This window comes from Ensifer adhaerens, assembly GCF_002940685.1.
Taxonomy (GTDB): Bacteria; Pseudomonadota; Alphaproteobacteria; order Rhizobiales; family Rhizobiaceae; genus Ensifer; species Ensifer adhaerens_E.
In genome coordinates, this window is sequence record NZ_PNFP01000023.1 from 35,241 (window position 1) to 47,693 (window position 12,453).

Genomic DNA, 12,453 nt, shown 5'->3' on the forward strand with positions numbered 1-12,453 from the left:
CACAGCTATGAACCTGTTTGCCCATCCGCACCATCCTATTCAGAACCGCGAAAGCCAAGTTAGATCGCTTTGCCGGCAGTTTGCCGAGACAGTTGTTCGGGCCACAGGAGACAGTTTCTCTACCCAAGAGGGGAACGAGTATGTCGACCTCACCTCTGGAGCTGGCGCGTTGAACTACGGCTACAACCATCCCGCGCTGAAAGCAGCGCTTGTTCGCTTCCTTGATCGGGACGGGATGCCCAACGCGCTCGATATGTACACCGATGCAAAGGCCAGCTTCTTTTCGGCATTTGAACACCACATCCTCATACCCCGCAGAATGGATTACCGGCTCCAGTGCGCCGGTCCGACCGGTGCCAACTCCGTGGAGGCGGCTATCAAGCTTGCCCGTCTCGCGACTGGGCGAAAGACCATTGTGGCGTTTACCGGGGGGTATCATGGGCTATCACTGGGCGCTCTGGCGGCCACTGCTTATCGAGGCACTCGAGAAGCGGCGACCGTATCATTGAGTGACGTCGTGCACATGCCCTATGAAGGCTATTTCGGACCGGACACACCCGGGATCCCGTTTCTGCGAGCCATGTTTGACGATCGCGCCAGTGGACAGCAGAAGCCCGCAGCCTTCCTCGTAGAGGTCGTCCAGGGAAAAGGCGGCATGCGAAACGGCTCGGCTGACTGGTTAAAGAGCCTGGCACAGCTTGCCGCAGATCTCGGGGCGCTCATGATCTGTGACGAGATATTTGCCGGGTGCGGTCGTACAGGTCGCTATTTTGCCTTCGAGCCGTTTGATTTTGTGCCCGACATCATTTGCCTGTCAAAGTCCTTGAGTGGCTTCGGTTTGCCAATGTCCATGCTAATGATCCGTCCTGAGGTTGATGTCTGGCAACCGGGTCAACATGCCGGAACTTTTCGTGGCAACGGTCATGCCTTTGTTACAGGCGCTGTCGCCGCAGAACTTTGGTCAGATCCGGCTTTTGTCGAGAACGTTGCCAACTTGGAAAAGTTGCTCGAGGAGCGGCTTGACAATCGTGAACCGGGGTTCGGACGGCCAACAGGTCGCGGCCTAATGCGAGGCCTAGCTTTTGAATCCACAGATCGCGCAGCCTCCATTGTGGCTGGCCTTCGTGCGAATGCGATTTTTACGACAACGTGCGGGCCGGAGGAGCAGGTGGTGAAGCTTTTACCGCCGCTTACGATGGCGCCAGATCGCCTCACAGACGTGATCAACCGGTTGGATAGGGTCTGCGCGAGGCGCTGACGCCGCCGCGGATATCCAGACGACGTGCGGCGTTCGAGGTTCTTCAGCACCAGATAGTCGAGCAGGAGAGGCGTGCGGATTCGACTGCACGTTGAGTTGTCACAAAACTGAGAACATTCTTTTGCAGTATCGGCAAATTGATTGCTTGCCACATCCCTCCTGCTCAAGGGTTAAGGGATTAAGGTACTTCCGAAGAGAGGAAAGCCGATGAAAACGCTGTTGCTCTCCGAGCGTTTCGAAGAATTGATGGTGGAGCTACCAGATAAAGGTCTGCCGGATATTCTTGCACTGGCAATCGGAGAGTTTGGCATCAACCGCTTTGCCTATTTTCCGACTGCCAATGCTGCACAGGATCCGAAGCCTGAAATCCTCACTAACTATTGCGATCCCTGGGTGACACGTTATCGGACGCAGAACTACCAACTGATCGACCCAGCGGTGTTGGCAGGCTCTTCCAGTTTCATGAACGTCGATTGGAGCGAATTCCAGAATACGCCGGAGGTTTCTAAGTTCTTTGGCGAAGCTATGGAGTTTGGGGTTTCTCCGATCGGTTTGACTATTCCCATTCGCGATCCCGAAAATCGACGAGCTCTATTTTCAGTCAATGCAGATATCAATGCGCGTGAATGGCCGGCATTTAAGAAGAGTTTTCAGGCAGACCTAACGTACTTAAGTTTCTTGTTCCACAAGCATTTGGTTGCGCGGCGCGCCGACCTTGCCCCAGTCAAAGCACAGTTGTCACGCCGTGAACGCCAGGTTCTGTCGTGGGCGGCGCTAGGAAAGACAACGTGGGAAACGGCTTGCATCCTCAAGCTATCGCAGCGAACAGTCGAGTTCTATCTGCGTAACTGCTGTGCACAGCTCGGAGTTGCGAACAAAACCCAAGCGGTCGCCGTGGCGCTTTGTCATGGCTTGGTAACGCTACTTCCCGTGCACTCGATTTGAGATTTTCAATACTGATAACGAAAAACTTGTAACAATCTGCTCAGAAGCGCGCCACCACATAGATTTCCTCGCCGTTGAAATCCGACGGAGCAAATTCCTGGTTGTCGGCCACGTCAAGAATATCTGCGCCATGTTGCCTTAGACGATGGCAAAGTTCTTCCGGAAATAGCATACGGTGAACCGACCTATCCGTTGCAACTATGTCGTCTCCACGACGCCAGTTGCGCCGCCGGATGGATTGTTGGGACTTTATATCCACGCAAAAACTGGTCTCGCCTACAAGGCGATCGCCGGCGGCGTCAACTACTTCAATGTTGGAAGGAGTGGACATCCTCGATGACATTAGGAGAGCTCCGTAGTTCAGTGCGCCTACGAGGACGATCGCCCCGTGTGCGGCGTGTTTGCGGATGACTTCAAACCCGTATTCGAGATCTCGCGGATGAACGAGATGGGAGAGAACGTTGCCGAGGACCAGTAGCCCTTCGAAACGGATGTCCAAGTTGAGGTCTTGCATTGGACATATATGAAACGATGCCTGGGCACGCGCGCGCGCCAAGTTGATCATAGCGGAGCTTGGGTCAACGCCTGTGCAAGCAATACCAAGCGAGGATAAGTATTGAATTTCCCGACCGGTTCCGCATCCCAGGTCAAGAACATTCCGAGGCAACCGGCCAAGGTAACGTCGGAATGTCGCTTCGCACATCCGCCCACGCCGGTGCGGCGGGTCGGGATAGACAGCTTCGTAGAGATCAGGATTGACGTAGAGGAAATTGGTCATACGAAACGGGTTGTCTCCTCATTCCGCAGCTGTGCGATTGGCCTCGAAGGCGGCCAATGCTCCGGCAGATATTCGAGTGCCGAAGCCTCCGGTCCTCCCAGGAACTCCACCGTCCATGCGTAGATCTCAGTCATATAAGGCATCTCGACGCCCAACCGTCGACCTAGTTCGAGCAAGAAGGCCATACCGTAGTAAAGATCCTCGCGAACTCCAGGATGATCCATCTTAAAGAGGTAGCCACCACCTTGTGCTTCGATCATTGGAATACGGGACTGGAAGGCCGAGCAGGTTCGAAAGGTCGATAGCATTGTCCGCGGATCAGCGATCAGGCTCCGGTATTGGTCGACGACTTTACCGTGCAGTGTTCCAGCACCTTTCAGCTCCAGTCCAAGAGCGCCTTCGATGGCGTGAATGAGGCGCTGCTGTTCCGCATCGCAACGCTCAAGGAAATATGCGGCCAGTTCTGTTAGGTCGGCCCACCAGCGAACCTGTTCGGTAAACGGCTTGCCGTCCCATTGCGAATACGGCCCCATGCGAGCGTACAACACCGAAGGATGGATGAAACCCAGTGGACTCAGTGTCATTTCCAGGAAATGGCTGAGCATCTCAGTGGGCTGCGGGAACAGATGTGCGACTAAAGCAGCGCCTTCTTCCCGCAATCCTAGCGGAACATCCTGGCCAAAACCAAGATAAAGCTTGTCCTTGAACCCGCCGAGTATAACGCTTCGGCCTGTATCCATTTTTGGACTCGTCGCGGGGACGCCTCTGAGCGCCCACACGACAATGTTGGGATCACGGCCGATTTCCTTTCCAACGAGCCAATCGAATCCCCCGCACCCGGGAATGGCGCCGATGAAGACGGGGCGGTCGCGACGGATCACTGAAGCTGCACGTCGGACCGCCTCTGGTCTGCCGTTAGCAGTTTGGGTGAAGATGATGACGTCGGCCTTACCGGCCACTTCAGTTATATCGTCCGTTACGATCGCGGGACGGCCGCTGCATAGTGCTTGCCCGTCGGAAACCATTGTGATGCCCTCTTGCGGCATGTTCCTGCGGATTTCTGCTGCCCGGCGTGTGTGCCAAAGAATCTGGACATCTTCCCTTTGCGAAAGCAAAGCCACCAACAGATGACCCATTCGGCCACCACCAGAAATCAAGATCGTGGTCATGACATCTCCTTTTTGTTTGCTTCACAATAATTGTATCGAGATGCCGGTCAATTATATAAAATAAATATGTGAAATATGTACTTTATATAGTCATATATTCAATTTTATAATAATAATATTACTTGAGTATCTAAATATTGATGATAACGGTATTTTAAGAGTACGAGGGAAGGATCTGCAAGATGTACATACCTCCGCTAGAGCTTGTTGGATCGGAGCCGGTATTAACGCCGCGCGAGTCAGAGCATTTTGCGACCGTGAGCACGAGACTAAGGCCTGTCTCAGGATGCAGAGTAATCGCATCGTCGGGATGTCATCGCTACGGATATTGGAACGAGCAATACCTGTTCGATGGTCGGGCTGATACCGGCTGGTGCACACCGAGCCGCACGCGGTCGCAAAGCGAATTCCTGGAGATAAGCACTGGATGCCAGACTCCGATCCAACGGATCAGGATGCTGTCGCGCGCCATCAATCCGGAAGCCGGTTTCCCCAAGCGGATGCAAGTACGGTCGGCAAAAGCCGAGGGTGAATGGCAGGCGCCAGTCACGCTGCAATCGTCGCAGCTAACCTCTACGTGCTGGCACGAATGGAGCCTGCCTGGGCTCCATGCGCCCTACCTCCGCCTCGATTTCTTTGATGTCGCGCGCAGGCAGGAAGGAAAATACTTCCTGCAGTTCATGGCGCTCGAGCTTTTGACGGAGGTTATCGATGTCGATTGATATAGCGCGGCTCAATCCGACCGCTGGAGCGATCTTTTTTGCCGAACAGGCTTCGAAATTCGGCGCCTGGGGAAGCGATAGCCTAGCATGCAATTTTTGGTATCTGAATCCCGGGCAGCAGTTGGTTCCAAGCAAAGCTGAGACAACGGATACCATTTTGGTCGTGCTTGATGGCGATGTCGCGCTCGAGACGTTCGAGGGTTCTGAAATTCCCCTCGACAAAGTCTACCGACCGGAGGCTGCGCGTGTGGTGAGTCCAGCGCCCAAGAGCGAGGGATACACCATTTTGCGATCGGAGCTGGGCCGGGCGGGCGATGTCTTTGCTGTCCCTATGGGGTTGTTCTTTGCCATAGTGAACGGTTCCGACACGCCTGCCACCGTCTTGTCGGTCAGCGCTCCTGTCCGTGATCGGGCGCAATATACAAGCCGCTAGAGTGCACGGTTTCCCATGGAAAAAGCCGCCATCTTCTTTGACCTCTACCATACTCTGGTGGAAGAACAGCCGGATAATCCGTTCTATTCACGGATCATTGCCTCACTCGGACTCGAAGCCTCGAGCTTCCTGCCGGCGTACAAATCCTGTGGTGACGCTACTATGCGTGGCGTGCTTGACGGAATGGGAGGGCGTATCGCAGAAGCGTGCCGCCTCTCGAATCAAATGCGTAGTCGTGAGCAGATCGCGGCAAGTGTCGCGAGCTGTTTGCCGATCTTTCACGCGGCTGTAATCCCATATCCGGACCTCGCTAAATCGCTCGACCGCATCGAGGCCGCCGGCGTGCCGATGGCGATCATCAGTAACGCGTCCCAGTATTCTGTTGCCGTTATTGAAGAACTCGGATTGTTCGAACGGATGGATGCGGTGGTGCTGTCATTCGAGGAGCGTATCCTCAAACCTGAACCTTCCATCTATCGTACCGCGTTGAAACGAGTCGGCGCATGCCCAAGTTCGTCGGTCTTCGTAGGCGATGGTGGAAATGACGAGTTAGCGGGCGCGCGGCATTGCGGCCTGCATACGATACTCATCGATCGACGGCTAACTCACACAGAGCGTGCAAGGGAGTACGCTGATCTCGTCGTTCCTTCTCTTTCTGCGGCTTCGGAAGCTGCCCTTTCACTTATAGAAACGAGTTGCAGTTCCGCAACCTGAACCACCACTTCCCACCCAGGAGATTTCCAGCATGTTGGATCAGCGTATCCTCACAAAGGCTGCCGCATTGCGACAGCTTCTCACCAGTCCCAAACTCGAATTTTTCATGGAAGCCCATAATGGGATGAGCGCTCGTATCGTTGAGCAAGTTGGGTTTCGGGCGATCTGGGCCTCCGGTCTGACGATTTCTTCGGCGTTTGGGGTGCGCGACCGCAATGAGGCGTCATGGACCCAAGTGCTCGAAGTGGTGAATTTTATGAGTGACCGAACAGAGATTCCAATTCTTCTGGACGGGGACACCGGATACGGCGATTTCAATAACTTCGCGCGAATTGTGCGGAAACTGGATCAGATTGAAGTTGCGGGTGTCTGCATTGAAGATAAGATTTTCCCGAAACAGAATTCGTTTCTCGGTCAAAGCCAAGAGCTAACTTCCATTGAAGATTTCGTTTCCAAGATTAGGGCAGGAAAAGAGAGTCAACGCGATCCGAATTTTTCGATCGTCGCTCGGACAGAGACGCTGATCGCGGGCCGCTCCATGCAAGAAGCTCTCGACCGTGCGGCTGCGTATCATGAGGCAGGTGCTGATGCCATCCTTATCCATTCCAAAAAGGCCGATAGCACCGAGATCGAGGAGTTTTGCCGGCAATGGAACAACCTTTGCCCCGTCGTTCTAGTGCCGACAAAGTATTATACGACGCCGGCTGACAGGTTCCGGGCGCTAAATGTATCTGCGGTGATCTGGGCTAATCATACCATGCGGGCAGCCATTACCGCCATGGAAGCGGTATGCCGAAGGGTCCACGCTGAAGAATCCCTGTCGGGCGTGGAAAGTGAAATCGCGAGCCTGGCTTGCCTTTTCGAACTTACTGGAGAAGCTGACTACGCCGCGTTCGCAGAACGCTTTTCTGCGTCGGGGTCTTTGGCATGATTAGCGCTGAAACTTGGGGCGAACATCTGACGGCGGCCGGCTATGACTTCGCATCGGGTGTGCCTTGCTCGAGCCTCTCGCCGCTACAAAATGTGTTCGTCATGGGTGAGCGCGTGGAATATATCGCCGCGACCAATGAGGGGCAGGCCATAGCAATCGCCGCAGGCGCCCGCATAGGAGGGCGAAAGTCGGTCGTCCTTATGCAGAATTCCGGGCTCGGGAATGCGATAAACCCGATCACTTCGCTGCTGGCGATTTTCGAGATCCCGATCCTGCTTATTGTTTCTTGGCGCGGTCGACCTGGATGGCTGGACGAGCCCCAGCACGAGGTGATGGGACGGATAACGCCCAACTTGCTCGAAGTTCTGGATGTGCCATACCGGATTCTGTCGGAGGATCCGTCTACTGCCTCGGCGGATCTCATAGATGTGCTCGACATGATAGAAACGACGGGCCGCACTCATGCGATTATCGTTCCCGACAAGACCTTCGCCCCCTTTCCCTGCGCCACAACGCTAGTGCCTCGGCGCGAACCTGGCGTCCATTCCCATGAAGGTAAATCAACTGGCCTGCTGCCGTCTCGCACTGATGCACTCGAACGACTCAATGCGGCCTGCGGCGACGATTTGATGGTCGCCACGACGGGTAAGACGGCGCGTGAACTCTTCGCCCTTGGCGACAAGGCTCGCAATCTTTACGTTGTCGGATCAATGGGGCTCGCGTCCTCCCTCGCACTTGGTTTGAGCTTGGTCACTGACGAAAGAGTCATCGCAATAGACGGGGACGGAGCGGCATTGATGCATCTTGGCGCAATGTCGACGGTTGCAACCTATGGAAGGTCAAACTTTGTGCATGTGATCCTCGACAACGGTTGCTACGATTCAACGGGTGCCCAGCCTTCGACCGCAGCCAACACGCCCTTTGCGGAAATTGCAGCTCTGAGCGGGTATCGAAAGAGTTGGACAACCGACAACATCGATAATTTCTCGGAGATCCTGGCGAGAACTCGCCGAGAGGCGGGGCCGTTGATGATAAGGCTCAAAATCGCGGCGGGTTCGCCAAGGGACCTGCCCAGGCCCGACAGAGCGCCAAGGGATGTTCTCAAGCGGCTGCAGGAGACCTTGGCTCATGCCAGCTAGTTCGGGCAGCGATTCTACTCAACGCCCATCCGACGCACTTCCAATGGCCATGCCCGCGGTAATACTTGCGCTGACCCAAATCACTGGCTGGGGCGCGGTTGGCGTCCTGCCCGTGCTCGCTAAGACGATCTCTACGGAATTCGGGAGCTCTTTATCAGCCGTCTTTCTGGGAACCTCGGCGATGTTCGTCGCAATGGGGATTGCCGCACCTTGGACCGGTCGTGCATTTATTCGGTTTGGAACACGTCAAGTTATGGCGGCAGGAGCAGCACTGATCGGGCTGGGTCTCTGCTTGCTCGCCCTTTCACCGAACCTTTCACTCTTTTGGGGTTCATGGGCACTGACTGGTGTGGCTGGCGCAATGTTTCTGACTACCTCTGCATACGCATATATCGCAGAGTATGCCGAGGATCGCGCGCGGAGTCTGATTGGTACCTTGATGTTGGTGACAGGCCTCGCAAGCAGTGTCTTCTGGCCAATAACCACGTTTCTAGACAATGTCATCGGCTGGCGTGGCGTTGTCCTTGTCTACGCTGGCATCATGTCCTTGATTGTCTGCCCAGTCGTCTGGGTAGGCCTTCCCGCAACAAGCAGCCCGGCTGACAAGGCGGCGCGTCAAAATGGTCAGCGAAAGGGGCCAGCCTTCGTCCTGTTAGTGGCAGCTATCGCCCTAAACACCTTCGTGACCTTCGGTGTTGAGGCGATGGGCATTCAACTCTTGCAGGCAATGGGTATGGACTTGACGGGGGCTGTCGCAGTCGCTTCGCTCCTTGGAGTGTTCAAGGTCGGTGGACGTGTGGTCGACCTTCTGGGCGGGCAGAGATGGGACGGGCTCTCGACTGCGATTGTGTCGGGGTCTATGATCCCGATCGGGCTTGGTGCGATCTGGATCGGCGGTGCAGGCTACCTTTCGGTCGGCGGTTACCTCCTGCTGTTTGGGGTCGGAAGTGGCGCCTTCGCCGTGGCGCGGGCCACCATGCCGCTCGTTTTCTTTCAAAAGGCAGACTATACGGCAGCGATGGCTACTATCGCCTTGCCGATGAACTTGATCACCGCGATGGCACCGCCAATTCTCGCGGCGTTGATGGCAGGTATCGGCGCTCAGGGCGTTTTCGCGGCTCTTGGCGTACTTAGCATCTCGGCTTTTCTCATTCTACTGCAGCTGAATCGCATGCGACGAAGCATGGCCAACGACTGATGCGCTTCGAGACGGACATCTCGATGCCTGTAACGACGGTTCGATCTCGAGATGAACTGAACGACTATAGGTTACCGTGCGGCAGACCGTAGTCTCCAAATACCAGCGCTGAAGCGGAGCGCCTACCACGCCTGTTGTAGAAACTGATGTAGTCTGGTCGCCCCGCTGCGTTTTGTGATCCGCGAGGAGATGCGTTTCAACGCATCTCTTGACGCGCTCTTCGTCTACAACAAGCTTTGTTTGCGTACGGAAGCAACTGAACCCAGCTGGATCTGATTTGGTTGCGGAAACTAGCCTCCAGCACCTACAGGCGATTGACCCGCTTGCACATTGGCCACGCCACCCGCTGGGGTGTTTTCACCGGGAATCATTGGCTGAGGAGCTTCGGCATGGTGTCGGGAAAAAGATTGTTGAATATTATGGCCATATAGGCGGCAAAGAGCGTTTCAATCAGGCCGGTAAAGACGCCAATATTGCCGAAATTGATGAAAGCGGTGAGAAACAGATATGTTGTTCCAAACAGCAACGATAAAGTTAGCGATGCCGAGATGGACGCCATCAACATCCATCGCCACCAATTCCACGGCGACTGGAATTACACCATCAGCTCAAATAAGCCGATATCGATGCGATAATTTATCAACGGATCCTTAGTCACGGGGAGGATTACTCGATTTGTGGGGCGGTCAGGCGGCGCGGGCCATTTCGGGCTGCTCAAGGTCGAGATACAATGGCGACGACATACTCCGTTCCGGCCCGCCCCACAAATCCTCATGCTCCCCCAGAACTCCAGCCGCCATATTCTTCAAAGCTCTACGTCGGTGGTGTGCAACCGCAAGATCCTTGTCGCGGCGGCCAGACCTATGCGTCGCCTTGGCGTCAGGTCTTCAACACATTGGCCCGACAGGCGATCGAGCGGACCGTATCAGCGTCGTAGTAGAGCCGTGGAGGTTCGATGTCCTCCTGCGTCGTCCAGCTATTGCCTTCCACCCACAGGCCAGTCCCCAGCTCGGCACGTACGCCGCCGCGCATCGGCTTCGGTGTGAGTGGTTTCTCTCGGTTGATTACCGTGTTTTCCTGGAAAACCAGATTCCGGAAAGACGTCGCTGTGATTGCGGGCCCCGGTGTTTCCTCGAACTGATTATGCTCGAACAGCAGGTCATCGAGGAGTGGAAAGGGCGAAGCCGCGCCGCGAACATCGGCGCCGATGTGGACGATCGCGCCGTCGCTGACGCCCATAGGATTACAGGCTTGGAAGTGGTTGCCTCGCACCACGAGATTTCGCGCTCCGAACCCCTCTTCCCAAAGGCCTGGTGACGCATCTGCCGTGACGAGCATTGCCGCATACTGATTGTGGAAGAAGCGGTTGTTCTCCACCAGCCAGTCGGCCCCATTGCACAAAACACCACGGGCACGGTTCTCGTGAAAGTAACAATCGCGGATGATCACGTTGCGCGTGCCATAACGACGGTTGAACAACATCGCGTCACTGGGGACGTGGGCAGGCAGCTTTTCACTGAAGACAAGCGTGACCTCGCTCGTCTCGTAGTTTGGCGTCGCGGATTTCAGCTTGGCCGTGAAGCCCGTGGGCGAGTAGTCACCATAACGGATCTCCACCGGGTCGCCGGCTGCGAACGGGCATCGCCAAGGCGTGATCTGCAAAGCCACCAGCGTGTCATCGCCGACCTTCTCCACGCCCATGTGGAAGTTGTCATGGATGTTGACGCAGTCATCGCCCATGAAGCTAAACTCGCACCGCTCCAGCCGGATGAAGCCTTGCGACTGCCCGACATGAAATCCGTCGGCCGTGGTGGTGATGGGGCGGCGCTCGTTGGCTGGAGGGGCGATGCGGCAGTTGACCAGCTCGAAGTGATGCTGATCGCCGCCAGTGACGAATCCCTCGCCCGGAAACGTGTAGATGTTCACGTTGCGCAACGAGAGATGGGAATTGCCGACCATGACGACGGCGTGCTTTTCGTAGGTGTAATGGCGCAGTAGGTAAAGGTGGCCTACGATGGGGTTGATGGGTTCGGTTGGCCACACGCGCACCGTTTGCTCATCGAGCTTCTCAATCTTGGTGGGTGCGAAGCCGTCGAACTCCGTGCCGGCGCCCGGCGCACGCAGCTCTTCATCGAGCGGGTTCATCGTGACCCAAACCTTGGGATCGAGCGGGGCAGCCGTCTCGAAGCTCATCACGAAATTCGATTGATCGTCGGCCAGTTCGGTAACTCTGCCTACCCAAGCCGGCGGATCGATCGCGCAATCCCAGTCCAGATTGAAGTTGGAGAACACCGATCGTCGGCAGTTCTTGATCGAGATGCCTTCGCCACCTTCGATCAGGTGGAAGAGAAACGTCGCCCCGCCGCCATCGAAGGTGAAGTCACTGAACCCATCGAAGACAATCGATTTGCCGGAAGTGAAGCGGTAGATGCCCCTGCCGACGACGAGCTTGGCCGCCTTTGTCTTGCGGCACTGGTCGAGCGCGGCCTGCAACGCAGCCAGGTTGCGGTCCGGTCCATCGACCGGAGGCTCGACACCATCGGCAATGGCACCAAAATCAGCCAGATGGAAAACCGGCCCATTGGGGTTCGCCGGCGCATCAATTGTAAAGGGCTGCGCCCCGGTGGCTCTGGGCGTCGCCGCGCTTCCGATCGATTCGGTAAGGGGATGCTCGGTCCATCCCGAGCCGCGCGCGATCGGCGCCGCACTCCCTGGCGTGGAGGCTGCCAGCGACCAGGGCACGGCGAAGAAAGCCGCGGACATGGCGCCGCCCTTTAGGAACCGTCGACGCGATGTGGCAGCTGCCGGGAGCGGCTCACACCTATCTCGCGCCAGGATTGACGCTTCTTCGATTTCGGACCGGTTCTCGTCGCACATCTAACTCTCCGGCTCCGCCCCAACGCGCAACTATCAACACAAATGTGGGCCAAGATGTCAATCGGCATAGAATGGCGGTCTGACGCACTCTCGCCGCATCTTGCGATCATACGGAGCCGATCCAAGCGAGCTTGGAGCAGGTCAATCTTCGCTCGGCCGTACCTCTGGCGCTTGACGAGCTTGGGCTTGGTTACCTACCCTCGGTCTGGCCGATCGACCGGGTAACGCGATTGCGGCACACACGGCTGCCTCGTCTTAACGACGCCGCGTGCCAAGGAGGCGACGAGGC

General features: G+C 56.2%; 12 protein-coding genes. 8 read left to right on the plus strand and 4 right to left on the minus strand.

Going from position 1 to position 12,453, the window contains the following annotated elements:
- Positions 1–7: 7 nt before the first annotated feature.
- Together C1A35_RS31715 and C1A35_RS31720 are read left to right on the plus strand one after the other, a co-directional pair.
- Positions 8–1,258 (plus strand): diaminobutyrate--2-oxoglutarate transaminase, encoded by a 1,251-nt coding sequence (locus C1A35_RS31715; protein ID WP_104668215.1) that lies wholly within the window; start codon positions 8–10, stop codon positions 1,256–1,258.
- Between the two features lie 207 nt (positions 1,259–1,465).
- Entirely contained in the window at positions 1,466–2,203 is a 738-nt protein-coding gene (locus C1A35_RS31720; protein WP_104668216.1) for a LuxR family transcriptional regulator, read from the plus strand.
- A 40-nt stretch (positions 2,204–2,243) separates the two neighbouring features.
- On the opposite strand, the gene C1A35_RS31725 is transcribed toward C1A35_RS31720, so the two are convergent.
- Together C1A35_RS31725 and C1A35_RS31730 are read right to left on the minus strand one after the other, a co-directional pair.
- Positions 2,244–2,981 carry a class I SAM-dependent methyltransferase gene (locus tag C1A35_RS31725; RefSeq protein WP_104668217.1) on the minus strand — a complete coding sequence of 246 codons (738 nt, stop codon included), beginning with the start codon at positions 2,979–2,981 and terminating at the stop codon, positions 2,244–2,246.
- A complete protein-coding gene (locus tag C1A35_RS31730) occupies positions 2,978–4,150 on the minus strand; it encodes an NAD/NADP octopine/nopaline dehydrogenase family protein (protein ID WP_104668218.1) in 1,173 nt (390 codons plus the stop codon). The genes C1A35_RS31725 and C1A35_RS31730 overlap by 4 nt, the downstream gene beginning before the upstream one ends.
- A 182-nt stretch (positions 4,151–4,332) precedes the next feature.
- On the opposite strand from C1A35_RS31730, the gene C1A35_RS36135 reads away from it, so the two are divergent.
- Genes C1A35_RS36135 through C1A35_RS31760 form a run of 6 tightly spaced genes read left to right on the plus strand, consistent with a single transcriptional unit; the run spans position 4,333 to position 9,287 of the window.
- Positions 4,333–4,872, plus strand: coding sequence for a discoidin domain-containing protein (locus tag C1A35_RS36135; protein ID WP_158665215.1), 540 nt, complete (start codon positions 4,333–4,335; stop codon positions 4,870–4,872).
- Positions 4,862–5,305 carry a cupin domain-containing protein gene (locus C1A35_RS31740; RefSeq protein WP_104668220.1) on the plus strand — a complete coding sequence of 148 codons (444 nt, stop codon included), beginning with the start codon at positions 4,862–4,864 and terminating at the stop codon, positions 5,303–5,305. Before C1A35_RS36135 ends, C1A35_RS31740 begins: the two co-directional genes overlap by 11 nt.
- A 15-nt stretch (positions 5,306–5,320) precedes the next feature.
- Positions 5,321–6,019: an HAD family hydrolase gene (locus C1A35_RS31745; protein WP_104668221.1), complete on the plus strand. Its 699-nt coding sequence runs from the start codon at positions 5,321–5,323 to the stop codon at positions 6,017–6,019.
- Positions 6,020–6,050: 31 nt separating this feature from the next.
- A complete protein-coding gene (aepX, locus tag C1A35_RS31750) occupies positions 6,051–6,950 on the plus strand; it encodes a phosphoenolpyruvate mutase (RefSeq protein ID WP_104668222.1) in 900 nt (299 codons plus the stop codon).
- Positions 6,947–8,089 (plus strand): phosphonopyruvate decarboxylase, encoded by a 1,143-nt coding sequence (gene aepY, locus C1A35_RS31755; protein ID WP_104668223.1) that lies wholly within the window; start codon positions 6,947–6,949, stop codon positions 8,087–8,089. The genes aepX and aepY overlap by 4 nt, the downstream gene beginning before the upstream one ends.
- Positions 8,079–9,287, plus strand: a complete 1,209-nt coding sequence (locus C1A35_RS31760; RefSeq protein WP_234823084.1) for an MFS transporter — start codon at positions 8,079–8,081, stop codon at positions 9,285–9,287. Before aepY ends, C1A35_RS31760 begins: the two co-directional genes overlap by 11 nt.
- Before the next feature lie 367 nt (positions 9,288–9,654).
- Here the strand turns inward: C1A35_RS31760 and C1A35_RS36880 are convergent, their stop codons facing one another.
- Entirely contained in the window at positions 9,655–9,846 is a 192-nt protein-coding gene (locus tag C1A35_RS36880; RefSeq protein ID WP_234823085.1) for a hypothetical protein, read from the minus strand.
- A gap of 320 nt (positions 9,847–10,166) precedes the next feature.
- A complete protein-coding gene (locus C1A35_RS31765) occupies positions 10,167–12,164 on the minus strand; it encodes a right-handed parallel beta-helix repeat-containing protein (RefSeq protein ID WP_104668225.1) in 1,998 nt (665 codons plus the stop codon).
- Positions 12,165–12,453: the final 289 nt, after the last annotated feature.

Excerpts from the sequence above, each read along its gene's own strand:
- C1A35_RS31715 (WP_104668215.1), top strand. The coding sequence starts at position 8 with ATGAACCTGTTTGCCCATCCGCACCATCCTATTCAGAACCGCGAAAGC.
- C1A35_RS31720 (WP_104668216.1), top strand. The coding sequence starts at position 1,466 with ATGAAAACGCTGTTGCTCTCCGAGCGTTTCGAAGAATTGATGGTGGAG.
- C1A35_RS31725 (WP_104668217.1), bottom strand. The coding sequence starts at position 2,981 with ATGACCAATTTCCTCTACGTCAATCCTGATCTCTACGAAGCTGTCTAT.
- C1A35_RS31730 (WP_104668218.1), bottom strand. The coding sequence starts at position 4,150 with ATGACCACGATCTTGATTTCTGGTGGTGGCCGAATGGGTCATCTGTTG.
- C1A35_RS36135 (WP_158665215.1), top strand. The coding sequence starts at position 4,333 with ATGTACATACCTCCGCTAGAGCTTGTTGGATCGGAGCCGGTATTAACG.
- C1A35_RS31740 (WP_104668220.1), top strand. The coding sequence starts at position 4,862 with ATGTCGATTGATATAGCGCGGCTCAATCCGACCGCTGGAGCGATCTTT.
- C1A35_RS31745 (WP_104668221.1), top strand. The coding sequence starts at position 5,321 with ATGGAAAAAGCCGCCATCTTCTTTGACCTCTACCATACTCTGGTGGAA.
- aepX (WP_104668222.1), top strand. The coding sequence starts at position 6,051 with ATGTTGGATCAGCGTATCCTCACAAAGGCTGCCGCATTGCGACAGCTT.
- aepY (WP_104668223.1), top strand. The coding sequence starts at position 6,947 with ATGATTAGCGCTGAAACTTGGGGCGAACATCTGACGGCGGCCGGCTAT.
- C1A35_RS31760 (WP_234823084.1), top strand. The coding sequence starts at position 8,079 with ATGCCAGCTAGTTCGGGCAGCGATTCTACTCAACGCCCATCCGACGCA.
- C1A35_RS36880 (WP_234823085.1), bottom strand. The coding sequence starts at position 9,846 with ATGGCGTCCATCTCGGCATCGCTAACTTTATCGTTGCTGTTTGGAACA.
- C1A35_RS31765 (WP_104668225.1), bottom strand. The coding sequence starts at position 12,164 with ATGTGCGACGAGAACCGGTCCGAAATCGAAGAAGCGTCAATCCTGGCG.